This window comes from Pseudomonas syringae (assembly GCF_021605415.1).
In the GTDB taxonomy this organism is placed as follows: domain Bacteria; phylum Pseudomonadota; class Gammaproteobacteria; order Pseudomonadales; family Pseudomonadaceae; genus Aquipseudomonas; species Aquipseudomonas syringae_S.
The window spans coordinates 50798-76112 of sequence record NZ_WKEQ01000017.1 but is presented as its reverse complement, the minus strand read 5'-3'; the positions used below and the strand labels follow the sequence as shown (position 1 = coordinate 76112).

At 60.4% G+C, this 25315-nt stretch carries 23 protein-coding genes; 4 read left to right on the top strand and 19 right to left on the bottom strand.

The window, feature by feature from the left end:
* Positions 1-46 precede the first annotated feature (46 nt).
* Genes GIW69_RS14290 through rluC form a run of 3 tightly spaced genes read right to left on the bottom strand, consistent with a single transcriptional unit; the run spans position 47 to position 2666 of the window.
* On the bottom strand, positions 47-1036 hold the full coding sequence (locus GIW69_RS14290) for a S49 family peptidase (protein WP_236483321.1): 990 nt from the start codon (positions 1034-1036) through the stop codon (positions 47-49).
* Between the two features lie 21 nt (positions 1037-1057).
* Positions 1058-1720 carry an HAD-IA family hydrolase gene (locus GIW69_RS14285; protein WP_236483320.1) on the bottom strand — a complete coding sequence of 221 codons (663 nt, stop codon included), beginning with the start codon at positions 1718-1720 and terminating at the stop codon, positions 1058-1060.
* Positions 1707-2666, bottom strand: coding sequence for a 23S rRNA pseudouridine(955/2504/2580) synthase RluC (gene rluC / locus GIW69_RS14280; protein ID WP_236483319.1), 960 nt, complete (start codon positions 2664-2666; stop codon positions 1707-1709). The genes GIW69_RS14285 and rluC overlap by 14 nt, the downstream gene beginning before the upstream one ends.
* A 699-nt stretch (positions 2667-3365) precedes the next feature.
* Here rluC and rne point away from each other — a divergent pair.
* A complete protein-coding gene (rne, locus tag GIW69_RS14275) occupies positions 3366-6590 on the top strand; it encodes a ribonuclease E (protein ID WP_236483318.1) in 3225 nt (1074 codons plus the stop codon).
* Between the two features lie 90 nt (positions 6591-6680).
* On the opposite strand, the gene GIW69_RS14270 is transcribed toward rne, so the two are convergent.
* The 12 genes from GIW69_RS14270 to GIW69_RS14215 form a co-directional block, all read right to left on the bottom strand.
* Positions 6681-7280 carry a nucleotidyltransferase family protein gene (locus GIW69_RS14270; protein ID WP_236483317.1) on the bottom strand — a complete coding sequence of 200 codons (600 nt, stop codon included), beginning with the start codon at positions 7278-7280 and terminating at the stop codon, positions 6681-6683.
* The gene (locus GIW69_RS14265; protein ID WP_236483316.1) at positions 7277-8245 is read right to left on the bottom strand and encodes an XdhC family protein; all 969 of its coding nucleotides are present in this window, start codon (positions 8243-8245) and stop codon (positions 7277-7279) included. Before GIW69_RS14265 ends, GIW69_RS14270 begins: the two co-directional genes overlap by 4 nt.
* On the bottom strand, positions 8245-10566 hold the full coding sequence (locus GIW69_RS14260; protein WP_236483315.1) for a xanthine dehydrogenase family protein molybdopterin-binding subunit: 2322 nt from the start codon (positions 10564-10566) through the stop codon (positions 8245-8247). The genes GIW69_RS14265 and GIW69_RS14260 overlap by 1 nt, the downstream gene beginning before the upstream one ends.
* Complete coding sequence (locus GIW69_RS14255; protein ID WP_236483314.1) at positions 10563-11033, bottom strand: (2Fe-2S)-binding protein; 471 nt, start codon at positions 11031-11033, stop codon at positions 10563-10565. The genes GIW69_RS14260 and GIW69_RS14255 overlap by 4 nt, the downstream gene beginning before the upstream one ends.
* Positions 11034-11351: 318 nt before the next feature.
* Positions 11352-12371, bottom strand: a complete 1020-nt coding sequence (murB, locus tag GIW69_RS14250) for a UDP-N-acetylmuramate dehydrogenase (protein WP_236483313.1) — start codon at positions 12369-12371, stop codon at positions 11352-11354.
* On the bottom strand, positions 12368-12832 hold the full coding sequence (locus GIW69_RS14245; protein ID WP_236483312.1) for a low molecular weight protein-tyrosine-phosphatase: 465 nt from the start codon (positions 12830-12832) through the stop codon (positions 12368-12370). The genes murB and GIW69_RS14245 overlap by 4 nt, the downstream gene beginning before the upstream one ends.
* Positions 12832-13596 carry a 3-deoxy-manno-octulosonate cytidylyltransferase gene (gene kdsB, locus GIW69_RS14240; RefSeq protein WP_236483311.1) on the bottom strand — a complete coding sequence of 255 codons (765 nt, stop codon included), beginning with the start codon at positions 13594-13596 and terminating at the stop codon, positions 12832-12834. The genes GIW69_RS14245 and kdsB overlap by 1 nt, the downstream gene beginning before the upstream one ends.
* Positions 13593-13778 carry a Trm112 family protein gene (locus tag GIW69_RS14235; RefSeq protein WP_003179363.1) on the bottom strand — a complete coding sequence of 62 codons (186 nt, stop codon included), beginning with the start codon at positions 13776-13778 and terminating at the stop codon, positions 13593-13595. Before GIW69_RS14235 ends, kdsB begins: the two co-directional genes overlap by 4 nt.
* A 24-nt stretch (positions 13779-13802) precedes the next feature.
* On the bottom strand, positions 13803-14813 hold the full coding sequence (gene lpxK / locus GIW69_RS14230; RefSeq protein WP_236483310.1) for a tetraacyldisaccharide 4'-kinase: 1011 nt from the start codon (positions 14811-14813) through the stop codon (positions 13803-13805).
* Positions 14813-15241 (bottom strand): flagellar polar localization protein PocB, encoded by a 429-nt coding sequence (locus GIW69_RS14225; RefSeq protein WP_236483309.1) that lies wholly within the window; start codon positions 15239-15241, stop codon positions 14813-14815. Before GIW69_RS14225 ends, lpxK begins: the two co-directional genes overlap by 1 nt.
* Complete coding sequence (locus GIW69_RS14220) at positions 15238-15873, bottom strand: flagellar polar localization protein PocA (protein WP_236483308.1); 636 nt, start codon at positions 15871-15873, stop codon at positions 15238-15240. Before GIW69_RS14220 ends, GIW69_RS14225 begins: the two co-directional genes overlap by 4 nt.
* A 97-nt stretch (positions 15874-15970) precedes the next feature.
* Complete coding sequence (locus tag GIW69_RS14215) at positions 15971-18205, bottom strand: DNA internalization-related competence protein ComEC/Rec2 (RefSeq protein WP_236483307.1); 2235 nt, start codon at positions 18203-18205, stop codon at positions 15971-15973.
* A 136-nt stretch (positions 18206-18341) separates the two neighbouring features.
* On the opposite strand from GIW69_RS14215, the gene GIW69_RS14210 reads away from it, so the two are divergent.
* Entirely contained in the window at positions 18342-18860 is a 519-nt protein-coding gene (locus GIW69_RS14210; protein ID WP_236483306.1) for a DUF2062 domain-containing protein, read from the top strand.
* 76 nt (positions 18861-18936) lie between these two features.
* Here the strand turns inward: GIW69_RS14210 and GIW69_RS14205 are convergent, their stop codons facing one another.
* From GIW69_RS14205 to GIW69_RS14190, 4 genes are all read right to left on the bottom strand, one after another.
* On the bottom strand, positions 18937-19716 hold the full coding sequence (locus GIW69_RS14205; protein ID WP_236483305.1) for an ABC transporter permease: 780 nt from the start codon (positions 19714-19716) through the stop codon (positions 18937-18939).
* Positions 19713-20645, bottom strand: a complete 933-nt coding sequence (locus GIW69_RS14200; RefSeq protein ID WP_236483304.1) for an ABC transporter ATP-binding protein — start codon at positions 20643-20645, stop codon at positions 19713-19715. The genes GIW69_RS14205 and GIW69_RS14200 overlap by 4 nt, the downstream gene beginning before the upstream one ends.
* A 133-nt stretch (positions 20646-20778) precedes the next feature.
* Entirely contained in the window at positions 20779-21402 is a 624-nt protein-coding gene (locus GIW69_RS14195; protein WP_236483303.1) for a glutathione S-transferase, read from the bottom strand.
* Between the two features lie 44 nt (positions 21403-21446).
* Positions 21447-22118: a transglutaminase-like domain-containing protein gene (locus GIW69_RS14190; protein WP_236483302.1), complete on the bottom strand. Its 672-nt coding sequence runs from the start codon at positions 22116-22118 to the stop codon at positions 21447-21449.
* Positions 22119-22365: 247 nt separating this feature from the next.
* On the opposite strand from GIW69_RS14190, the gene GIW69_RS14185 reads away from it, so the two are divergent.
* Together GIW69_RS14185 and GIW69_RS14180 are read left to right on the top strand one after the other, a co-directional pair.
* Complete coding sequence (locus GIW69_RS14185; RefSeq protein ID WP_236483301.1) at positions 22366-24813, top strand: acyl-CoA dehydrogenase; 2448 nt, start codon at positions 22366-22368, stop codon at positions 24811-24813.
* Between the two features lie 84 nt (positions 24814-24897).
* Positions 24898-25305, top strand: coding sequence for a PA2817 family protein (locus GIW69_RS14180; RefSeq protein ID WP_236483300.1), 408 nt, complete (start codon positions 24898-24900; stop codon positions 25303-25305).
* Positions 25306-25315: the final 10 nt, after the last annotated feature.

Below are 25315 nucleotides of genomic sequence, written 5' to 3'. Positions count from 1 at the left end.
CACGCTGGAGCCGTCGCGGGCTGCGACCCTTTGACCTTAAGACAAACTACCGCAACGAAGGCCCGCCGAACCCCATCCACATCGCCAACTGCTCAGCCACGCTGGCCCCGAGCTTCTTCGAAAAGCGATCAAACGGCGATTCCTGAACGGTAAAGTCCACCAGCTCTTTCTCGCCAATCACATCTCGCGCCACGGAACTGGCATTGCCCAGACCATCAATCAGCCCCAACGGCAACGCCTGTTCGCCCGACCAGACCAGTCCGGAGAACAATTCCGGATGCTCCTTATCCTTCAGACGATCGCCACGACCCTGCTTCACGCTGTTGATGAACTGCTTGTGGGTCGTATCGAGCACGCCCTGCCAGAACGCGGTCTCTTCAGGCTTCTGCGGCTGGAACGGATCGAGGAACGACTTGTGCTCACCCGAGGTGTAAGTGCGTCGCTCGACACCCAACTTCTCCATGGTGCCGACAAAGCCATAACCGGCCGCCGTCACCCCAATCGAGCCGACCAGACTCGCCTTGTCGGCATAGATCTGATCCGCCGCGCTGGCGATGTAATAGGCACCGGAGGCGCCGAGATCGGAAATCACGGCGTACAGCTTCGTTTCCGGATGCAGTCCACGCAAACGCTTGATCTCATCGTAGACATAACCCGACTGCACCGGACTGCCGCCAGGGCTGTTGATGCGCAACACCACGCCTTTGACCTTTTTGTCTTCGAACGCAGCGCGCAGGCTGCCGACGATGTTGTCGGCGCTGGCCGGCTCCTTGTCGGCAATCACGCCAGTGACGTCGATGAGCGCTGTGTAATTCGGGCCGCGAGTCGCACTCTTTTCAATGTCCATCAGCGGCGTGAACAAAATCAGCGCGACAAACAGGTAAACAAAAGTCAGCAGCTTGAAGAAGATTCCCCAGCGACGGGAGCGACGCTGCTCCTGGACCCCAGCCAGCAAGGTTTTTTCAAGCAGCTTCCAGCTCTTTGCGTCACCGTCATCGGCACTTGCCTTGGTCGGTGCTTTCCATTCGTCGGTCATGCCATCCACCCCAAAAACGTATTAAGACTGCTGGCCCAGCCAGGCATGCAATTCGGAAAAACGATCCACTGACAGGCGCGGTTCAAAAGCCTGTAACGCCTCAATCGATTGCGCGCCATAACTGACCGCCACCGACCCCATGCCGGCATTGCGCGCCATTTGCAGATCAAAAGACGAATCCCCGACCATCAGCGCCTGCTCGGGCGCCACGCCACAATGGGCGAGAATTTGCTCAAGCATCAGAGGGTGCGGCTTGCTCGCGGTTTCATCGGCGGCGCGGGTGATATCGAAATATTCGTCCCAGCCGTGAGCCTTGAGCACTCGATCAAGCCCGCGACGGGCCTTGCCGGTTGCCACGGCCAAGTGATACCCGTCATCGCGAAAGGAAGCCATTGACTCGACGACACCTTCGAACAGGGGCGACGGCACGGCTTCCGAGGCGATGTAGTGATCGGCGTAGTGCTGACGGAACGCAATCAGCTCACCGTCGCCAATTTCGGGATACAAGGTACGAATCGCTTCCGGCAAGCCCAGGCCGATAATGCCCTTGACGGCAAAATCATCACGCAGGACAAAACCCGATCGCTCGGACGCCACGTGCATCGACTCGACGATCCGGCCAATGGAGTCAGCCAGAGTGCCGTCCCAATCGAAAATCAGCAGTTTGTAATCAGGGTGCCGCACTGAGGCGCTCCACGGTCTTGGCCCACATGTCATCCACCGGGGCCTGCAAGGTGAGTTTGCCACCGTCGGGCAACGGCACGGTCAGCATGTAGGCGTGCAGGAACAGACGTTTGCCGCCCAGATCGCGGATCTCTTTGGTGAAATCGTCATCACCGTATTTGCTGTCACCGGCGATGCAATGCCCGGCGTGCAAGGTGTGCACACGAATCTGGTGAGTACGGCCGGTGACAGGCTTGGCCTCGACCATGGTCGCGAACTCGCCGAAACGGCGCAGCACCTTGAACAGGGTCAGTGCTTCCTTACCCTCTTCGTTGACCTCGACCATGCGCTCGCCGGAGCGCAGATTACTCTTGAGCAATGGCGCGCGGACTTGCTTGATTGAAGTCGCCCAGTTGCCGCGCACCAGCGCCATGTAGCGTTTGTCGATGCCATCGCCGCGCAATTGCTCGTGCAAGTGACGGAGCATGCTGCGTTTTTTGGCGATCATCAGCAGACCAGAGGTATCACGATCGAGGCGATGCACCAATTCCAATTCCTTGGCATCGGGGCGCAACTGACGAAAGGCTTCGATCACGCCAAAATTCAAGCCGCTGCCGCCGTGAACCGCAATGCCGGCGGGCTTGTTGATCACGATCAGCGCTTTGTCTTCATGGACGATCGAGGCTTCCAGGCGCTGCAGCAAGCCTTGGGCAAGCGGCACCGGCTCGTCGCGCTCAGGCACACGCACCGGCGGCACGCGCACGATATCGCCGGCCTGCAGCTTGTATTCGGGCTTGATCCGACCTTTGTTCACGCGCACTTCGCCTTTGCGCAAAATGCGATAAATCAAGGTCTTGGGCACGCCTTTGAGCCGGGCGAGGAGGAAATTGTCGATGCGTTGGCCGGCATATTCCGGCGAGACCTCAAGCAGTTGAACGCCTGGAGTCGAAGGGGCAGTAGTTGTCATGGCGCGGATGATAACAATTTTTATGGAATTGAAGCACTTAATCATTGCTGCTATAGTCGCGAACGCCGCCAAAAGCGGCCTGGACAGCGGAACCACGGTCAAAAACCGGCCCTGACCAACGCAATTCACCAGGACGCGAGGCCGTCCTACGGGGCTTTCGCTACGTAACGGTGGAGTTAGCAGCTGTAACAAGCGCAGGTGACATGAGGCCTGAATTACACCGCCCGGCAGAGTTTCTACTCGCTTGGCAGGCACACATTCAAGGCCAGTTCACAAAGTGCAGTCAGCCGCGAATGACCCCGAGCGAAGGCTTCGGAAACATCGCCTAAATTAGCCATGATGCGTGACCTCCCCTTTCGGAGCTCACGGTAAATGCCAACCCGCTGCGGATTCTGCGCGCGGCAGCACCCGAATTATCAGGGATACGTGTAGGGTGGAGATGCACAACCGCTGGACTGTGTAGCAATAGGCTTTATCAAGACGCTTCATCTCGTCCACAGCCGCCGGTTGATTCCTCCTCCTGACTGAGTGCTTAAGTAGCCACAGCAAGCAGGACGCGTACGTCGCGATGCAGGCCCAGTTGGCCGTACATCGCTGGACACGGGAATGGCCAACCACTCCTGACGCACCTGACACCGACCGTGAGAAGTCGTGTGTGCCGAACGCCGTTTCCGGCAGCCCGGAAACCGACGGTACTACATGAAAAGAATGCTGATTAACGCAACTCAACCCGAAGAGTTGCGTGTTGCACTGGTAGATGGCCAGCGCCTCTACGACCTGGACATCGAATCCGGTGCACGCGAGCAGAAAAAGGCCAACATCTACAAAGGCCGTATCACTCGCATCGAACCAAGCCTTGAGGCTGCTTTTGTCGATTTCGGCTCCGAGCGCCACGGCTTCCTGCCCCTCAAAGAAATCTCCCGCGAATACTTCAAGAAAGCCCCCGAAGGCCGCGTCAACATCAAGGACGTCCTGAGCGAAGGCCAGGAAGTCATCGTTCAGGTCGAAAAAGAAGAACGTGGCAACAAGGGCGCCGCCCTGACCACGTTCATCAGCCTGGCCGGTCGCTACCTCGTTCTGATGCCGAACAACCCGCGTGCCGGCGGTATCTCCCGTCGCATCGAAGGCGAAGAGCGCAACGAACTGCGTGAAGCGCTGAACGGCCTGGTCGCCCCGGCCGACATGGGTCTGATCGTGCGCACTGCCGGCCTTGGCCGCAGCAGCGAAGAAATGCAGTGGGACCTCGATTACCTGCTGCAACTGTGGACCGCCATTAAAGAAGCCTCGCTGGATCGTTCCGCGCCATTCCTGATCTATCAGGAAAGCAACGTGATCATCCGCGCCATCCGCGACTACCTGCGCCAGGACATCGGCGAAGTGCTGATCGACAGCGTTGAAGCCCAGGACGAAGCCCTGACCTTCATCCGCCAGGTGATGCCGCAGTACGCCAGCAAGATCAAGCTGTACGAAGACAGCGTTCCGCTGTTCAACCGTTTCCAGATCGAAAGCCAGATCGAGACCGCTTTCCAGCGCGTCGTCGAGCTGCCTTCCGGTGGTTCCATCGTTATCGATCCGACCGAAGCCCTGGTGTCCATCGACATCAACTCGGCGCGCGCCACCAAAGGCAGCGACATCGAAGAAACCGCCCTGCAGACCAACCTTGAAGCCGCCGAAGAAATCGCCCGTCAGTTGCGCCTGCGCGACATCGGCGGCCTGATCGTCATCGACTTCATCGACATGACCCCTGCCAAGAACCAGCGCGCCGTGGAAGAGAAAGTCCGCGAATGCCTGGAAGCCGACCGCGCTCGCGTGCAGATCGGTCGCATCTCGCGCTTCGGCCTGCTGGAAATGTCCCGTCAACGCCTGCGTCCATCGCTTGGCGAAAGCAGCGGCATCGTTTGCCCGCGTTGCAACGGCACCGGCATCATCCGTGACGTTGAATCGCTGTCGCTGGCAATCCTGCGCCTGATCGAAGAAGAAGCCCTGAAAGACCGTACTGCCGAAGTACGCGCTCAGGTGCCGATTCCGGTCGCTGCGTTCCTGCTCAACGAAAAACGCAACTCGATCACCAAGATCGAACTGCGCACCCGTGCTCGCATCGTCATCCTGCCGAACGATCACCTCGAAACCCCGCATTTCGAAGTTCAGCGTCTGCGTGATGACAGCCCGGAAGCCGCGACCAACCAGTCCAGCTACGAAATCGCTGCTGCCGCTGCTGAAGTCGAAGAAGTCCAGCCCGCCGCCGCGACACGCACCCTGGTTCGCCAGGAAGCCGCAGTCAAGACTGCTCCGGCCCGCGCCAACGCGCCGGTTCCGACCGAAGCGGCTGCACCGGCACCTGCGCCGGCCGCCGTGCCTGAGCCAAGCCTGTTCAAAGGCCTGGTGAAGTCGCTGGTCAGCCTGTTCGCAACTAAAGAAGAGCCTGTTGCTCCGGTGGCGGTTGAAAAGCCAGCCGAGCGTCCGGCCCGCAACGAAGAGCGTCGCAACGGTCGTCAGCAGAGCCGCAACCGTAACGGTCGCCGCGACGAAGAACGCAAGCCGCGCGAAGAACGTGCTCCACGTGAAGAACGCGCACCGCGTGAGCCACGCGAAGAGCGTCAGCCTCGTGAAGCCCGTGAGCCGCGTGAAGTCCGCGAACCGCGTGAAGCCCGTGAAGATGCGCCGGTAGCCCGCGAAGAACGCGCCCCTCGCGCGCCTCGTGAAGAACGTGCACCGCGAGATCGCAAGCCACGTGGCGAGCGTGAAGAACGCGTACGTGAACTGCGCGAACCACTGGATGCCGCTCCGGCCGTTGCTGCCACTGCTGCCGCAACCGCAGAAGAACGTCCGGCCCGTCAGCCGCGTGAAGAACGTGCGCCACGCCCACCGCGTGAAGAGCGTCAACCACGCGCTGAACAGGCCGCTGCTGCCGTTGCTGAAGAAGAAGTGATCAGCAACGAAGAGCAGCTGCCGGAAGACGGTCAGGAAGGCGCCGAAGGCGATCGTCCACGTCGTCGCTCCCGTGGTCAGCGTCGTCGCAGCAACCGTCGCGAGCGTCAGCGTGATGCCAACGGCAATGTGATCGAAGGTTCGGAAGAGGCTGAATCCGAGTCCGGCGAAAACGAAGCGACCCCAAGCACTGCCGATCTGGCAGCCGGCCTGGCCGTCACCGCAGCCGTTGCCAGCAGCGTGATCAGTGCGCCAGCCGAAGCTCAAGCCAATGAGCAAGCCGAACGCGCCACCGCCGCCACCCTGGAAACCACGCCTGTGGAAGCGCCAGTGATTGAAGCGACCACGCCGGTTGAAGTGACCGCCGCTCCGGAAATCGAAGTGGCACCGGTTCAGGAAAACCTCCCGGAAGTCGAAGCTCCGGCCGTGGTTGCCGAGCCAGCCGAGGAAGTGGTTGCTGAAACCGTAACCGAGACCGTGCGCGAAGTTCGTGAAGAACAAACCACGTTCAACTGGGCTGCCGAGCCGGCTGTGACTGAAACGCCGGCACCTGTCGCCGAAGCCGAAGTCGCTGAAGCCATGGTGTCCGAGCCAGTGATCGTCGCTGCCGAACCTGCTCCAGCGCCCGTCGTTGAAGCACCTGCAGCTGCACCGTTGGCAATCGAAGCGCCGGTGATTGCCGAAGCACCGGCTGCGGTGGCTCAAGCGGTCAGCGCGTTGACCCCGAGTGGCCGCGCGCCGAACGACCCACGTGAAGTGCGTCGCCGCAAGCGTGAAGAAGAGCGTCTGCAGAAGGAAGCTGAACTGGCTGCCGCTGCTGCTCCGGTTGCTGCCGAGCCTGTGGTTGCTGATGTTGTCGAGGCAGCGCCTGCCCCGGTCGCCGAAGAAGCCGTGGTTGAAGCGGTGATTGAAGAAGCTCCACGCTCCGTTCAGGACGCGGTCGAGCAACACGAACAGGCCAAGAAAGAAGAACACGAGACCAAACCTCTCGTCTGATTCCAATAGCCGTTAAAAAGCCCCGCCTGGTAATCCAGGCGGGGCTTTTTTTATACGTCAAGATCAAAAGATCGCAGCCTTCGGCAGCTCCTACAGGGGATGAGGAAATTTCAATGCTTCCGGGATGTCGATGTCCCACAACACACCAGGATCATCCACTGCAACCTCAACCACCCGCGCCCGCGCAAACAACGGCCTGGCGCCGCGCTCACCGGTCAGCGCCATCAGCCCCGGCCCGAAGGATCGGCCAAATCCTACGGGATGCCCATATTCGCCGTTGAGCACCGGCACACTCACAGCATCGTCAGCCATTGCCGCGATAACTCGTTCAATCGTCGACGGCAAGATAAACGGCATGTCCCCGAGCACAATCAACCAGCCATCGGCATCCGCACACGCCGCGACACCGGCGGCGATGCTATCGCCCATACCGGTCGACTCAATCGGAACAATGTCACAGCCATACACCTGGGCCATGCGCATCGCTTGCGGTCGTGCTTCGGTGGTGACCAAGACCCGCTTATCCAGCGATGCCGGCAAACTCACCAACACCTGTTCAATCACCGAATGCACCGCGCCGTCGCGCCCGGCACAATCGACCAACAACTTGTCCTTGTCAGCACCCGCCACTTCACGAAAACGACGACCCTCGCCCGCTGCCAGCACAATCACTGCAATCGACGAACTCATACACGCTCCTGCTGCAACGCGACCCCGTTTTTGATCGCAACGATTTCCGCCATCAGCGACAAGGCGATTTCTGCCGGCGAATGGCTGCCGATCGGCAGACCAATCGGCCCGTGCAAACGCGCGATGGCCTGTTCCGACAAGCCTAGCTGAGCCAGATTATCCCTGCGCTTGTGACTGTTCACTCGTGAACCCAGCGCGCCGACATAAAACGCTTTGGAGTCCAGAGCCGTCAGCAGTGCCATGTCGTCCAGACGCGGATCGTGGGTCAGGGCAACAATGGCCGTGCGCTCGTCAGTCTCGATGTTCAACACTGCGTCGTCCGGCATACCGGAGACAAACCGGCCGTGCTGCTCTTCCCACCCGTGAACAAACTCGGTTCGCGGATCGCAGATCAGCACTTCAAAATCCAGCAAACGCGCCATCTCGGCCACGTACCGCGATAACTGGCCGGCGCCGATCAACAGCAAGCGCCAGCGCGGGCCATAAATGGCGCGCAAGGTGTACTCATCGAAGGTCAGCGAGTCGTTTTTAGTCGCGGGATGCAGCACCACTTCGCCCGTGGCGATGTTTAGCTCGCGGGCGACGATTTGGTGAGCTTCGCAACGGGCGAGCAACTCAGCCACCCAGTCCGGATCCTCTACCCGCTCTTCGGTCAGGCGCAACGTGCCACCGCAGGGCAGACCGAAACGCGCCGCCTCTTCCCGTGTCACGCCATAGGTAATCATTTGCACCGGTGGCCCGTCGGCACAAATCCGCCCGTCATGCAGACGGGCGATCAGATCGTCCTCGACGCAACCGCCGGATACCGAGCCGATCACCACGCCATCTTCGCGCAAGGCCAGCATCGCCCCAGGTGCCCGGGGCGCGGTGCCCCAGGTCTGAACGACGCTGAACAGAATCACCCGCTGTCCGGCGCGGCGCCATTTGAGCACACTGCGCAGGACATTGAGGTCGGCGCTGTCCATCAGGCTTGCGCCTTCTGCCAGCCCTGCAACTGATAACGCACCGGCAGGTTGCGAATGCGTTGGCCGGTCGCGGCGAAGATCGCATTGCACAGCGCCGGCGCAATCGGCGGCACACCTGGCTCACCGACACCACCCAACGGCACATCACCCGGCGGGGTCACCAGATGCACGGCAACTTCTTTCGGCGCCAGTGATAGCCGCGCTACTTCGTACATGTGGAAGTTGTCCTGCTGCACTTTGCCGTCCTTGAAGCTGATTTCACCCAGCACAGCGTTGCCCAGGCCCATGACGCACGCGCCTTCGAACTGCGAACGGATGCGCTCCGGGTTGATCTGCGGCCCGCAATCCACAGCGATGTCGGCCTTATGGACGATCAACGTGCCATCGTCCTTCACCTCAACCTCAATGACTGCCGCCACGTAGGTGACGAAGCTGTAATGCACCGCCAGCCCGAGGCCACGACCCTTGGGCAATTTGCGTCCCCAGCCCGCTGCCTTCGCCGCAGTTTCCAGCACAGTGCGCATGCGCCCGGTGTCGATCGGATATCGCTCGGGGGACTCGCCGTAGTTCCATTCTTCACTCAACGTGCGCGGATCGATCTGACGATCCGGGCCGAGCAATTTGATCTGATACTTGAGCGGGTCTTCGCCGGCCTTGTGGGCCAACTCGTCGACGAAACTCTGGATCGCGAAACCATGGGGAATATTCGACACCGAGCGATACCAGCCGACCCGCGTATGCACCTTGGCTTCCGGGTTTTCCAGACGCACGTTGGGAATCGCATAAGCCATGTTGGTGAAGCCCATGCCCAGCTCGAATGCCGCCTCATGATTCATGCCCGGCGCGAACAACGCGGTAATGCTCGGTGCGACCGTACGATGCAGCCAGCCGGACGGCATGCCGTTTTTATCAAGGCCGGCTTTCAGGTATTCGGCGGAAACGGTGTGGAAGTACGAGTTATGGATGTCGTCCTCTCGTGTCCACTGTACCCGGACGGCTTTGCCCGGGAATTCCTTGGCAAGGATCGCCGCCTCAACGACAAAGTCCGGTTTGGACTTACGCCCGAATCCACCACCCAGCAACGTGACGTTGACGGTGACGTTATCGAACGGCACACCGAGCCGCTCGGCGATTCGTTCACGGGTGACCTGGGGCGCCTGACTCGGCGCCCAGGCTTCGCAGACGCCGTCCTTGTAACGGGCGATGGCGACCATCGGCTCCATCGGCGCCTGTGCCAGGTGCGGCAAATAGTAGGACGCTTCAAGGGTGCTGGCGGCGCCTTTCAGGGCGTCATCGATGCTGCCGGTGTTGCGCACCACTTTGCCGGGTGTGAGCGACGCGGCTTCCAGCTCTTTGCGATAGGCGATCGAGTCGTAACTGGCGTTGGGGCCGTCGTCCCATTCGATTTTCAGTGCTTCCCGGCCCTTGATCGCCGCCCAGGTATTGCTGGCAATCACAGCCACACCACCCAGGGGCTGGAATTCCGAGGGCAGCGGACGACCTTCGATTTGCATGACTTTAAGCACGCCCGGCACTTTCAGTGCAGCGCTGTCATCGACGGATTTGACCTTGCCGCCATACACCGCCGGACGAGCAATGGTGGCGTAAAGCATGCCGTCGAAATGCACGTCGGCACCGTACACCGCGCGGCCATTGACGATATCGGCGCCGTCGATGGCTTTGGTGCCTTCTTTGCCGATGTAACGAAACTCCGAGGGCTGTTTGAGTTTCAGGCTGTCCCGAGCCGGCACCGGCAACGCACTGGACGCTGCGGCGAGGGCGCCGTAATCCAGTTCACGGCCGGTAGGCTTGTGTACAACTTTGTGCAACTGCGCATGGCATTCGCCGACCGGGACTTTCCACTGCTCGGCGGCCGCTTGCTCAAGCATCGTTCTCGCGGCGGCGCCGCAACGGCGCATCGGCTCGTACCAGTGACGCATGCTGCGCGAGCCATCGGTGTCCTGGTTGCCGAAGCGCACTTCATCGCCCGGCGCCTGCTGCACCTTGACCCGCGCCCAGTCGGCGTCGAGTTCATCGGCCACGACCATGGCCAGACTGGTGCGCACACCCTGGCCCATTTCCGAGCGGTTGCACACAACGGTGACGGTGCCATCGGCGGCGATGCTGATGTAAACCTTCGGATCGTCGACCCAGCCGTTCGGCATGCCATCGGCGCCGAATTTTTTCTCTTTTTCATCAGCTAACGCATCCTGCCAACCCCAGCTTGCGGCCAGCACCAACGCGCCTGTAGCGCCGACGCCTTTAAGGAAGCCCCGGCGACTGAAGTTGCTCAGCGCAAAATCGTTCGGTAAGCGGCTCATGCTTTCGCCTCCTTCAGGTGAGTGGAGGCCTGGCGGATGGCAGTCTTGATGCGATTGTAGGTGCCGCAGCGGCAGATGTTGCCGACCATTGCCTCTTCGATCTGCTCGTCGCTCGGATTTGGATTGGTCTTGAGCAACGCAGTGGCCGACATGATCTGCCCGCCCTGGCAATAACCGCATTGGGCCACGGCGGTATCGAGCCAGGCTTGCTGGACGACCTGACCGACCGGGTCGGTGTGCAGGTTGTCGATCGTCGTCACGTTCTGCCCCACCACCGAGCCGATCGGTGTGATGCAACTGCGCGCCGGGGCGCCTTCGATATGAATCGTGCAAGCGCCGCACAGGCCCATGCCGCAGCCGAATTTGGTGCCGTTGTATCCGGCGACGTCACGGATTGCCCAGAGCAGCGGCATATCTTCCGTGACATCGAGTTGATGGTCTTGGCCATTGAGCTTCAGGGTAATCATGGGCACGCCCGCATATTGTCTATTGGTCATGGGGTCGAGCAATCTGCCGCCGACAGGTCGGCGGTGGTTCACGCAGATCGACTCAGGCTAATGGGCTCTCTTGCGCGGACGGGAACGTCTGCACCGGGCCTTTGGTGGAGCAAATGATACGCATCGTTAGCTCGCTAAGTTAACCCAGCATTAACAAAAAAGCCCTGCACGGCAGGGCTTCTTTTTAGCTGCAAGCTTTCGAGCTGCAAGCTTCAAGTAAAAGCAAAGAGTCTGAACCGGCACAAAAGATTGTAGCTTGCCGCTCAAAGCTTAAAGCTCACAGCTGCCTCAATACCTATTCGGCTCCATCTCGAGTTCGACGTTGAAACGCTCAGCAATGTCTTTCTGAATGCGTTGCGCCAGATCCAGCAGTTGCAGGCCGGTGGCCGCGCCGTAGTTGACCAGCACCAGCGCCTGCAACTTATGCACGCCGGCATCGGCGTCGCGAAAACCTTTCCAACCCGCGCGCTCGATCAACCAACCGGCCGCCAGTTTCATCTGCCCGTCCGGTTGTGCGTACGCGACCAGATCCGGGTACTGTTCCTTGATGCGCGCAACCAGTGCCGCCGATACCAACGGGTTCTTGAAGAAACTGCCGGCATTACCGAGCACCGCCGGATCCGGCAATTTTTCACTACGAATGCTGCAAATTGCGCGACTGACATCGCTCGGCGTCGGTTGCTCGATGCCCTGCTCCGTCAAGCGCTGTCGCACCGGGCCATATTCCAGATGCAGATGGGCGACACGATCCAGTTGAAAGCGCACCCGCAGGATCAGCCAGCGCCCCGGATGCTGCTTGAACAGGCTGTCGCGGTAGGCAAAGTTGCATTCTTCCAGAGTGAAATCACGCAGTTCGCCTGTCTGCCGATCCAGTGCCGTCAGGCCGGCAAACACGTCCTTGATCTCAACCCCGTAGGCGCCGATGTTTTGCATGGGTGCGGCACCGACCGTGCCGGGAATAAGGCTGAGGTTTTCCAGTCCCGACAAGCCCAGCGCCAAGGTGTGCTGCACAAACGGATGCCAAGGCTCGCCGGCCTCGGCTTCGAGCACCACGCGGTTGCCGTCGTCACTGATGACACGGATACCATGGCTGGCCATGCGCAACACGAGCGCCTGAATGTCAGCGGTCAGCAACAGATTGCTGCCGCCGCCAATCACCAGCAACGGCAAATCATGAGCGGCGCAATAGGCCAGCGCTTCACGCACGTCTTCATCGTTATGGGCCTCGGCAAACAACTGCGCCTGCACATCCACGCCAAAGCTGTTAAACGGTTTCAGGGAAACCTGCGACTGCACCTGCAAACTCATAACCGTCCTTTCACTTCGATGACCAACTGATCACAGGCCCGCTCGATCAGGTCCAGCACCTGCTCAAAACCCTGATCGCCGTCGTAATACGGATCCGGCACTTCGTCGACCAGCCCTGCGTAACGACGCAGGAACAGATCCAGCTCGGCCTTGCCGGTGGACGGTTGCAGCGCCTTGAGATTGCGCAGGTTGCTGTTGTCCATGGCCAGGATCAGGTCGTAACTGGCGAAATCGGCACGGCTGACCTGTTGCGCCCGCTGGGCCGACAGGTCATAGCCGCGCAGTTTCGCGGCGGCCTGGCTGCGCTTGTCCGGGGCATTGCCGACGTGCCAGTCGCCTGTGCCGGCGGAGGCCACTTCAACCTGCTCAAGCAGCCCGGCGGCGCCCAGTTTGTGGCGCAACACACCTTCAGCGGTGGGCGAACGGCAGATGTTCCCCAGGCACACGAACAAAACGCGCATCAGGCCTCCAGCAGGCGACGAACGCGTTCGAGGTCTTCCGGGGTGTCGACACCGGTTGGCGGTGCGATCAATGCATCGGCCACATGGATCCGCACGCCGTGCCACAGGGCACGCAATTGCTCGAGGGATTCAGTGTTTTCCAGCCAGCACGGCCCCCATCTGACGAAATCTTGCAGGAATCCGGCGCGATAGGCGTAGATGCCGATGTGACGGCGATACGGCACGCCTTCGGGCAATACGTCCTGGCTTGTGCCGAAGGCATCACGCGCCCACGGCAACGTTGCGCGACTGAACGTCAGCGCCAGGCCATTGAGGTCGCTGACCACCTTGACCACATTGGGATTGAACAGGGTTTGCACGTCCTCAATCGGCTCGGCCAGCGTGGCCATGCGCGCTTCGGTGTGGGCCGCGAGGTTGGCGGCGACCTGATCGATCACGCTCGGCGGAATCAGCGGCTCGTCACCCTGAACGTTGACCACGATGGCATCGGCGGCCAGACCCAGTTTCACAGCGACTTCGGCCAATCGGTCGGTGCCGGAGTTGTGATCTTCACGGGTCAGCACCACTTCAGCGCCGAAACCTTTGCAGGCCTCGACGATGCGCGGATCATCGGTCGCGACCACTACACGGGCGGCGCTACTTTTGCTCGCCTGTTCCCAGACGTGCTGGATCATCGGCTTGCCGGCAATCGCCAACAGCGGCTTGCCTGGCAGACGGGTCGAGGCGAAACGCGATGGAATAACAACGGTGAACGCGGTGCTCATTTATCCAGACGCTCGTCGGTGGTCAGGGTGCGCGCTTCGCTTTCGAGCATCACCGGGATGCCGTCGCGGATCGGATAGGCCAGGCCTGCTCCCTTGCTGATCAGTTCGGTCTTGTCGGCGCTGAGCTTGAGCGGGCCTTTGCAGACCGGGCATGCGAGGATATCGAGCAATTTGGTGTCCATGAACATTCCCTGGATAAAAATGGTTTAAGGCAAAAGACGATTCGGCAACAGGCGCATCAACTGGGTGTCGAACCAGGCCACGAAGGCCGGTGACGGCACGGCATCGACCGCCAGATACCACCAGTCGCCAGCGGCAAAGGCACGGCACTTCACCGCGTCCTTTTCGGTCATCACCAATGGCAATGACGGCATGAAATTCAAGGCCTGCTCGCTGTATTCGGCGTGGTCGGCAAATGCGTGGGGCACGGGCCGCCAGTCTAGCGCTTCGAGGGTATTGAAGAAACGTTGCGGATTGCCGATCCCGGCGACCGCATGCAGCTTCTGGCCCGCCGGGAAATGATCAAGCGCCCTGCGTTCGCCACTGCGTAGATTGACCAGCGCCGACGGCTGCAGGCGAAACGCAAAACCGTCGTCACGATCATCAAAGGCACCGTTGAACAGCACGCCATCGACACTCTGCAACCGCTCGACCGGCTCGCGCAACGGACCGGCGGGCAGGCAACGTTTATTGCCCAGACCACGAGCGGCGTCGATCAGCAGCAACTCCAGATCCCGGGCCAGGCGGTAATGCTGCATGCCGTCATCGGACAGAATCAGATCCAGCGGCTCGCTGTCCACCAGGGCTTTGACGGCGGCGCTGCGATCCGGGTCGATCATCAGCGGCACCTCGGTACGCTGCACGATCAGCAGCGGTTCGTCACCGGCAACGTCAGCGCTTTGATCGGCCTCGACCCGCCATGGCAACTGCGGCGGCTTGGCGCCGTAGCCACGACTGACCACGCCGACCCGCAAACCGCGACGCCGGCAGTGTTCGATCAACCACAGGATCATCGGCGTCTTGCCAGTGCCACCCACGGTGATATTGCCGACGACGATCAGCGGCACTGGCGGCTGGTAAATCTCACCTTCGCCGTTCAGGAAGCGCTGGCGCTTGGCGACCGCGACACGGCGGTATAACCATTCCAGCGGCCGCAACAACATCAGGGCCGGATGTCCCTGATACCACGCGGCGAGCAAACGATCGGACATGGCCATCAGGGCTTCGGCGCCGCCTCGACCGTGGTCATGCGCAAATGACTGAAACCGAGCTTGCCAGCCGCGTCCATGGCAGTGATCACCGATTGGTGCTGGGTCTTGCCGTCGGCACTGATCGACAATGGCAAGTTGGTATCACCGTTGGATTCGCGCTGCATGGCTTCCATCAGGGTCGCCAGATCATTTTTTGGCAAGATCTGGTTATTCACCGAGAACACGCCCTCGGCACTAATGGCCACGTCCACTTGCTTGGCCTGCTGGTCTTCGGCGGGCGAACCGCTGACCGACTCCGGCAGATCGACACGCAATTGGGTTTCACGGGTAAACGTTGTGGTCACGACGAAAAACAGCAGCAGGATAAACACCACGTCGATCAACGAAGCGAGGTTGATATCCACGGTCTCCCGAGGTTTGCGACGGAATTTCACGCTTTGCCCTCGGACAGATCGACGTCACGGTCGCCCTGCACCACTTCGACCAGCTTGATCGCTTCCTGCTCCATGCCGACCACCAGTTCATCGATGCGTCGCTGCAGGAAACGGTGGAAGAACACCGCCGGAATGCCGACCATCAGGCCCGCCGCCGTGGTGATCAGTGCTTTGGAAATACCACCGGCCAGCACCGACGCATTAGTGGTCATACCGCTGCCGGTAAAGGCACTGAAAATATCGATCATGCCCAGCACCGTGCCCAGCAACCCCAACAGCGGCGCCATGGCAGCGATGGTGCCGAGCGCATTGATGTAGCGCTCGAGTTCGTGAATGACTCGGGCAGCCGCCTCTTCGATGCACTCTTTCATGATCTCGCGACCATGTTTGGAGTTGGCCAGGCCAGCGGCCAGGATTTCGCCCAACGGCGAGTTGGCGCGCAATTCCTTGAGCTTTTCCTTGTTGAGCTGTTTGTCCTTGATCCACACCCAGACCTGACCGAGCAGGTGCTCAGGGGTGACACGGCTGGCGCGCAACGTCCACAGGCGTTCGGCGACGATCGCCATGGCGGCGACGGAACTCAAAATGATCGGCAGCATCATCCAGCCGCCGGATTTGACCAATTCCCACACAGTGACAGTCCCCTCGAAAAAGTGCGCCACTTTAGCATACCGACTGGCGATAGAGACCCGCCGCCCCGACGACCGTGATCGCGCCCGTCGGCAGCGCTCAGGGCGCTTGCGGCGGCTGTTCACGCCAGAAACGCCGCTGCTGGCGCATTGTCCGGGGCGGGCGAAATGTGCCCAGTTGCAGATGAATGGCACCTTCATCGGCACTGTCGTAAATGCGCAGCCCCTGCTTGCGATACCGGGCCAGCACGGTCGGATGCGGGTGACCGAATGAATTGCCCTGCCCACGGGATATCAGCACGGAGTGTGGATTAAGCCCCTTGACCAATGCCATTGAAGAAGAACTGCGGCTGCCATGGTGCGGCGATTGCAGCCAATGGGTGGTGACGGCCAGCGGACTCTCCAGCAATGCCTGTTCGGCGTGGATGTCGATGTCGCCGGTCAGCAGTATCCGCTCGCCGTTGGCTTCTATTTGCAGGACGCACGAGCGCTGGTTGCTTTCCTTCGCACCCGACCATTGCCAGAGGTGGAAACTGACCTCGTCCCATCGCCATTGCCGACCGTTTTCACAGCCTCCGGCCTGCAACTCGGCGGGCAGTGGCAGCGGATCGCCGCTGGAAACTCGCGTGACCGGCAATCGCCGGGTAACCGCCAACGCACCTCCCGCGTGATCGGCATCGGCGTGGCTGAGCAGCATCAGATCGACACGCTCCACGCCCAGTTTGCGCAGGGCCGGCAGCACCACGCGCTCGCCCATGTCGAAATCACCGAAGCGCGGCCCGGTGTCATACAGCAACGTGTAATGGCGAGTGCGAACCAGGATGGCGAGGCCCTGCCCTACGTCCAGTTGCCAGATGTCGGCGACGCCTTCGGGAACCCGATCCCGAGGCGGCATTAGCAACAGCAACATCAGTGGCCAGCCTAAAGGACGAAGCGGAACGCCTCGGGGCAACAGCAACAGAAATGCTCCGAGACCGCCCAAGCACAACGCCCACCACGGTATTGCCACCGGGATCCACGCTGGCCATTGCCCGGCAATAATGGTGAGCACGCGGAATAGCCAATCGATCAATCCACCGGCCAGCCACAACAGCCCTTCGCCAACAGAGGGCACCGGCAACAGCAACGTGCCGAGCAACGCCGGCGGCAACACCACCAGACTGATCCAGGGCACCGCGAACAGATTGACCAGCGGCCCGCTGACGCTGATCGGCAGGCCCAGCCCCAGCAGCACCGGACACAGCCCGAGCGCGATCAGCCATTGCGCCCGCGTCCACGCCTGCCACCAACGCCAGGGGCCGAGACGACCGCCGAAAGTGAAAATCAGCACCGCCACCGCCGCGAAGGACAACCAGAAACCTGGTCGCAAGCTTGCCAACGGATCCAGCAACAGCACGCCATCCAGCGCCAGCAGCAGCGGCCACCAGGCGCCGAGATGACGAAAGCGCAATCGCCACAACAACACCAGGGCGACCATCACACATGCTCGCTGAACCGGCACATCGAAGCCTGCGAGCATGCCGTAACCCAGCGCGGTGCCCAGCGACAAACCACAGGCCCACGGTAGCCAAGGCCAGCGCAGCGGCCACAATCCATAACGCGCCAGACCGGCGATCAGCAGATAAACCACCCCCGCCAACAATCCGATGTGCTGGCCGGAAATCACCAGCAGGTGCACGGTGCCGGTGTCCTGCAAGGCTTGCCAGTCCTCGCGGCTGAGCCCGGATCCATCGCCCAGCACGAGTGCCGCCAGGGCGCCGCTCCGACCCTGGGCATCCACTTCGAGCAACCGCTGACGGATGCTGTCGCGCCACGCCCACTGCGCCGCAGCCAGGCGCCGGCCGTCTTTTACGGTGCCGGTGGCGCCGATGCGCTGCGCCAGTAGCCACGCTTCATAATCGAATGCATCAGGATTGAGCAGGCCGCCGGGGCTTTTCAGTTTCACCGCCAGACGCCAACGCTCGCCGCTGTTGATCGCTGGCCCGCCATACCAGGCGAGGCGCATTAACGGCGGCAGTTTTTCATGACGCGAGCGAGCGTCCGCCAATTCGAACCGCGCCACTCCATCACTGTTCTGCGGCAAACCGACCACGCGCCCTTCGACCCAGCGAGTTTCGCCACCCAGTTTCGCCGGCAGCCGATCGTTCAACGCAGATTGCGCGCTGACGCAGGCCCAGCTAAAGCCGAACAGGAAAAACGCCAGCGGATAGCTGCGAAACGGCAACAGCATCAATCCCAATACCGGCAAAACCACGATCAACCCGACCGGTGGCAACGCCGGCAAAAAAACCGCAAGCAGCAGACCGACTGCCAGCGCCACCATCCCTGTGCGCATACGCCCGTCCTTGAGAGTTCACTCACTAGGCATAGCGTTGATTACGCACGGACGTCGTTATCAATTGTCACAAAGTCTGAATGGGCAGTTCATCGAATCCAGACATACTTGCCGCCTTAACCGACCGAGAAGCCTTATGCCCCGGCGCTTATTCAAACGTTACATGCCCGATCCGACGAGCATCAAGGAACACAAATCCTTACGCTTTCTCGGCAAGTTGCTGCATGACCCGAACCTCTGGCACCTCAATCGCCATTCAGTGGCCCGGGCGATGGCGGTCGGTTTGTTCGCGGCGTTCTTGCCAATTCCGTTGCAGATGCTGGTGGCGGCCATGCTGGCGATCATGGTGCGTGGCAACATGCCGATTGCGGTCAGTCTGGTCTGGCTGACCAACCCGATCACCATGCCGGCGGTGTTTTTTTGCACCTATCAGACCGGCGCCTGGCTGATGGATGTTCCAGCACGGCATCTGCCGGATGAATTGACTTGGGAGTGGATCAGCGGCGAGTTGTCGACGTTGTGGCAACCCTTTCTGCTTGGCTCGGTCGTGGTCGGATTGGTACTCGGCGCCCTCGCCTATTGCCTGGTGATGATGTATTGGCGCTGGTGGGTCGCGCGGCAGTGGGCGCGGCGCAAGAAAAACAGAAAGTCCTGAATGCAAAACGGCCTCCGATGTGGAGGCCGCTTTTTTGTGGGGACCGGGCTCGCGAAGAAGCTGACGCAATCTGGCGTCAGGTACGCATCCCGCGCCCACTCACCAGCAACCGCGCACAGCCGACATACAGCACAACCGTCGCCACCAGCATGAAGGTGATCGCGATGCCGATACGAATATCCGACACACCCAGAATGCCGTAACGGAAGGCGTTGACCATGTGCAGCACCGGGTTGGCCAGCGACACGGTCTGCCAGAACGGCGGCAACAGGCTGATCGAGTAGAACACCCCGCCAAGGTACGTCAGCGGCGTCAGGACAAATGTCGGGATGATCGAGATGTCATCGAAGTTGCGTGCAAACACAGCGTTGATGAAGCCCAGCAGCGAGAAAATCGTCGCCGTCAGTACCACCACCAGAATCGTCACGCCCAGATGATGCACCTGCAAATCAGTGAAGAACATCGACAGCATGGTCACGATGAAGCCGACCATCAAGCCGCGCAGCACACCGCCCAGGGTGTACCCGATCAGGATCGTGTGCGGCGAGACCGGCGAGACCATCAACTCTTCGATGGAGCGCTGGAACTTGCTGCCGAAGAAACTCGACACCACGTTGCCGTACGAGTTGGTGATCACCGACATCATGATCAGCCCCGGCACGATGTACTGCATGTAGGTGAAGCCACCCATGTCGCCGATCTGCCGGCCGATCAGATTGCCGAAGATCACAAAGTACAGAACCATGGTGATCGCCGGGGGCAGCAAGGTCTGCGGCCAGATCCGGGTGAAGCGTCTGACTTCACGATAAACGATGGTATTGAGGGCAACGAGGTTGGGTTGCAGCTCGGAACTCATACCGCCACCTTCGACAGATTTTTCTCCACCAGGGACACGAACAGCTCCTCAAGGCGATTGGTTTTATTGCGCAGGCTGAGCACTTCAATGTTCTGCAAAGCGAGTTGGCCGAACAGCGCCGTAATGCCCATGGATTTGTCGACCTGGACTTCCAGGGTATGCGCATCGACCAGACGGGACGGATAACCGACCAGTTGCGGCGCGGCGCTCAGGTTGTCCTTCAAGTCCAAGAGAAAGGTTTCCACATGCAACTGACCCAGCAGCTGTTTCATGCTGGTGTTTTCGACAATGATGCCGTGGTCGATGATGCCGATGTTGCGGCACAACTGCTCAGCCTCTTCCAGATAATGCGTGGTGAGGATGATGGTGATGCCCTTCTGGTTCAGCTCGGTGAGGAACGTCCACATCGACCGGCGCAACTCGATGTCGACGCCGGCAGTCGGCTCGTCGAGGATCAGCAGACGCGGCTCATGAACCAGTGCGCGGGCGATCATCAAGCGACGCTTCATGCCGCCGGACAGCGAACGCGATGGCACGTCACGCTTGTCCCACAGGCCGAGTTGGGTCAGGTATTGCTCGGCGCGTTCCTTGGCGATTTTCGCCGGAATGCCGTAGTAACCGGCCTGCGTCACGACGATGTCGAAGGTCTTTTCGAACTGATTGAAATTGAATTCCTGGGGCACGACACCGATCGAGCGCTTGAGCGCCGCCGGGTTCTTGTCCAGGTCATTTCCGAAAATATTCACCGTGCCGCTGGTCTTGTTCACCAGGGTCGAAAGAATGCCGATGGTCGTGGATTTGCCGGCACCGTTGGGGCCGAGCAGGGCGAAAAAATCACCTTCGGCGACGTCCAGATCGATACCACTCAAGGCCTGGAACCCGTTGCCGTAGGTTTTGGTTAGCTGCCGGATGGACAGAGCGGAACTCATATCTGATTTACGCACCAAGAAGGAATGAAAAGAATAAATAGGGCCGGGCGGCGTGCATTGCAACCGCGGCGCAGGGACGCAATGGTGCGTGCCGACGCCGCACAAGTACAGTCACGCGTGTTGATAGTCAGTATTAAGTCAACGCGGTCATCACTGCTGTTTGATAAGCCGGGCGCTGTTTCAGCCGGGCGTACCAGGCCTCAAGGTGCGGTTGCGGCGCACGCTCGATAGGCATTTCGAACCAGGCATAAATGAAACTGCCCAGCGGAATATCGCCCATGCCGATTTCATTTCCGGACAAGTACGGCTGGCTCTTCAATGCCTCATTGGCCATCGCGAGCAACTCATCGCACTCCTTGATGGCGGCATGAATCGCCGGCCAGTCCTGCTTGTCCGCTGGAGTGCGTAAAACGCCCCAGAACACGGTGCGAAACGGCCCGGCAAAACTCGACGTCGTCCAGTCCATCCACTTGTCTGCGGTGGCCCGTGCTTGCAGATCTTCGGAATACCACGACGTGCCGCCGGCATATTTAGCCATCAGATAACGCACGATGGCATTGGATTCCCACAACACGAAACCGCCATCCTCGATCACCGGCACCCGGCCATTGGGGTTCATCGCCCGGTACTGCGGCGTATCGACAACCCCGAACGCGCCACCGGCGTCGATCGCCTCGTAGGCCAGCCCCAACTCCTCGGCGGCCCACAATGGTTTCCTGACATTCGACGAGTTTTTTCGACCCCAGATTTTCAGCATGACCGCCTCTATTCAGTTGAAGTGGCCCAGAAGCATACGCCGGATCAGGCGCGGCTGACATCACGCGACAGGTCGCTTTGCATGTCGCCCAACAACAACGGCTGCTGATCGTTGAACAAATGCGGGTAGCACTTTCGTAAATGTTCGTAGAAGAAGACTTCCGGCACATCGGTGAATTGGCCGTGATCCACCAAGTACTCCATCAACTGCTCGCCGTCGCGATTGAACGGGTGAAAAACGCTGTCGTTGATGCCGTCGAACGCCAGTGGCGCAACGTTGAACAACTCACACAACTGTTGGTTGAACGCGGGCGTGGCCTTGACCCAGCGACCGTCAAGAAACATTTCCGTGTAACCGTGCATGGCAAACACATCGCTTTTGAGCAACGCCAGTAAACGGGGAGTCGACAGGTGATTGCGCACGTCAGCCAGACCGATGCGTGCCGGGATTCCACAGTGCCGGGCGCAACCGGCCAGCAACGTGGCTTTGGGCACGCAATAACTCTCGCCGGTCGCCAAGGCATAGCTGCCGCACAGGGTTTGCGGGTCGCGACTGAAGGTATACGGGTTGTAGCGCACCGATTCACGCACCGCGTAATAAAGGCTGATCGCCTGCGCACGCGGATCGCGGCTGGCGCCTCGGTGCTGCTCGGCGAACTCCATCACCGCAGGGTGGTCACTATCGATGAAGCGGCCGGGGCTCAGATATTCGCGCATGACGACGTTCTCCTGGGTGAGTCCCGAGTCTAGCGACAGGTTCAGCACAGACCTAACGGCGTTTCGGCCAAACTTGGACGTAAAGCGGCGGTATGAGCGAACGATTTCCCACGCGTGTTGCCCACCGAAACTACAAAACCCATCCGGGGTTTCCCACGAATTCAATCACCTCGTTCTGACCTCCCTGTTTTGCCGATGCCGTCTAAGCTTCGGGGGTCGGTTTGCCCTGGTTCACGGAGGATTAAATATGCTGTTGTTGTGGATACTGGTTCTGATCATCGGGGTGGCCTGGCTGGCCCATAGGCGCATCGCCCCGTTACCGGCGCTTGGCATCGTCGCCGTTTACCTGCTGGCCATGGGTATTTTCAGTCGCGCGCCGGGCTGGCTGTTGCTGGTGTTCTGGGTGATGCTGGCCGTCGTGGCCGCGCCGCTGTTGCTGCCCGACCTGCGCCGCAAGTATTTCAGCGCGCCGCTGTTCAGTTGGTTCCAGAAAACCCTGCCGCCCATGTCTCAAACCGAACGTGATGCCATCGACGCGGGTACGGTGTGGTGGGACGGTGAACTGTTCAGCGGTCGTCCGGACTGGGACAAACTGCTCTCCTATCCCAAGGTTCAATTGAGCGAAGAAGAGCAGGCGTTCATTGATGGCCCGACAGAAGAGCTGTGCGCCATGGTCACGGACTGGCAAATCGGCCAGGACATGGATCTGCCCGCCGAAGCCTGGACGCACATCAAGGAACATGGCTTCTTCGCCCTGATCATTCCAAAGGAATTCGGCGGTAAAGGCTTCTCGGCCTATGCCCACTCACAGGTCGCAATGAAACTGGCGACCCGCAGCGGCGACCTCGCCTCCACGGTCATGGTGCCCAACTCACTGGGCCCGGCCGAACTGCTGCTGCATTACGGAACCGACGAACAACGCAACCATTACCTGCCGCGCCTGGCCCGTGGTGACGACATCCCGTGTTTTGCCCTCACCGGCCCGCTCGCCGGTTCCGACGCCGGCGCGATGCCCGATACCGGGATTATCTGTAAGGGTGAATGGAAGGGTCAGGAAACCCTCGGCCTGCGGCTGAACTGGGAGAAGCGCTACATCACCCTCGGCCCGGTTGCCACGCTGCTTGGTCTGGCATTCAAGGCCTATGACCCTGATCACCTGCTGGGCGACAAAACCGACCTGGGCATCAGCCTTGCACTTATTCCGACCGACACCGCCGGTGTAGAAATCGGCCGCCGTCACCTGCCTCTGGGCGCGGCGTTCATGAACGGCCCGAACTCGGGCAAGGACGTGTTCATTCCGCTGGAATTCCTCATCGGCGGCCAGGACATGCTTGGCAAAGGCTGGATGATGCTGATGAATTGCCTGTCGGTCGGCCGTTCGATCTCGCTGCCTGCCGTTGGAACCGGCGCCGCCAAGTTCACCAGTCTGGTGACCGGGCAATACGCGCAGATTCGTGAACAATTCAACGTGCCGCTCTCGGCATTCGAAGGCATTCAGGAAGCCATGGCGCGCATCGGCGGCAACGCATGGATGATGGACGCGGCGCGGATGCTCACGGCCAATGCGGTCGATCTGGGCGAAAAACCGTCAGTGCTCTCGGCGATCCTTAAATATCACCTGACCGAACGCGGTCGTGAATGCATCAGCCACGCCATGGACGTGCACGGCGGCAAAGCCATCATCATGGGGCCGAACAATTATCTGGGCCGCAGCTGGAACGGTGCGCCGATCTTTATCACCGTGGAAGGCGCGAACATTCTTTCGCGCAACCTGATGATCTTCGGCCAGGGCGCCATCCGTTGCCACCCGTTCGTGCTTAAGGAAATGGCCCTCGCCGGCCGCGAAGACAAGGACCAGGCGCTGAAGGAATTCGATGGTTTGCTGCTAAAGCACATCGGTTTTGCCGTCAGCAATGCCGCCAGCACCCTGGTGCTCAATCTCGGCTTGGGTCACTTCGAACGTGCGCCGGGGAACAGTCTCAGTCAGGGCTACTTCCGCGCGCTCAATCGTCAGGCCGCGGCGTTCGCGATGCTCGCCGATCTGAGCATGATGCTGCTGGGCGGTGAATTGAAACGTCGCGAACGCCTGTCCGCTCGACTCGGCGACGTCTTGAGTAACCTTTATCTGGCCTCCGCCGCGCTCAAGCGCTATCACGATCTTGATTCACCCGAGTATCTGGAACCGTTGTTCACTTGGGCCATGGAAGAAAGCCTCGGTCAGTCGGAGCGGGCGCTGGATGAACTACTGACCAACTTTCCGAATCGGGTGTTTGGCTGCCTGCTGCGGGTGATCGTGTTCCCGTTCGGTCGACGCCATAAAGGCCCGTCCGACAAACTCGGCGCCGAAGTGGCTGCCGTCATCGGTCGCGCCAAGGGCGATCCGGCGCTGGAAGAATTGCTCGCCGGTTGCTACCGCCCGCAATCGGCAGACGATGCGGTGGGTGCTCTGCAACATGCCAGCGACTTGCTCAACGCTGCGCAACCGCTGCATAAAAAACTCCACGTCGCGCTGAAGAGCGGCCAGGTAAACCCGGTCGCCGGCGAACACGCTATCGACGCAGCGCTGGAGGCTGGAGTGCTGCAACCGGTAGAGGCGCAGACCCTGCGCGATGCCGAAGCAGCACGGCGCAAAGTGATCGATGTCGATGATTTCGACAAAGAAGAACTGACGCCGTCGGAGGGAAAAGTCCGCTGATCCCTTCCGGCGTGTTCTATCAGTGAAAAACCGGCGCGGGAGCTTTATACTCCCGCGCCCGTTTTGCTCTTGAGGACTTATCTCGTGTCCAACGTCGTTGCCGACCATCTTGTGTTACTCGACCACCTGCGCAGCATTCTGGTCGCCGTAGGTGAGGCCGAACAGGTTCCCGAAGAAAGCCATGCCCTGTTCCTGGAGCGCTTCGACGAACTGCTGGCTTCGCTGCCGATCGATCCGATCGAAAGCCAGTACCTGGGCCAGGACATCCTGTGCCAGGTCATCACCCGTTATCCGCAAATCGCGCACCTGATTCCGCGGGATCTGCTGTGGTACTTCGCCGGCGACTGCCTGCATTACCTGGCGGACGAAGAAATCAACATGTACCAGGCTCTCGAAGAGCGTCGCTACGAAGCCGAACAGAACGACGAGCCGTTTGACTGGAACCAGGAAAAACAGCTGCTGGCGATGTCGGATCAAGACAGCAAGCACTGATTCGTACCCG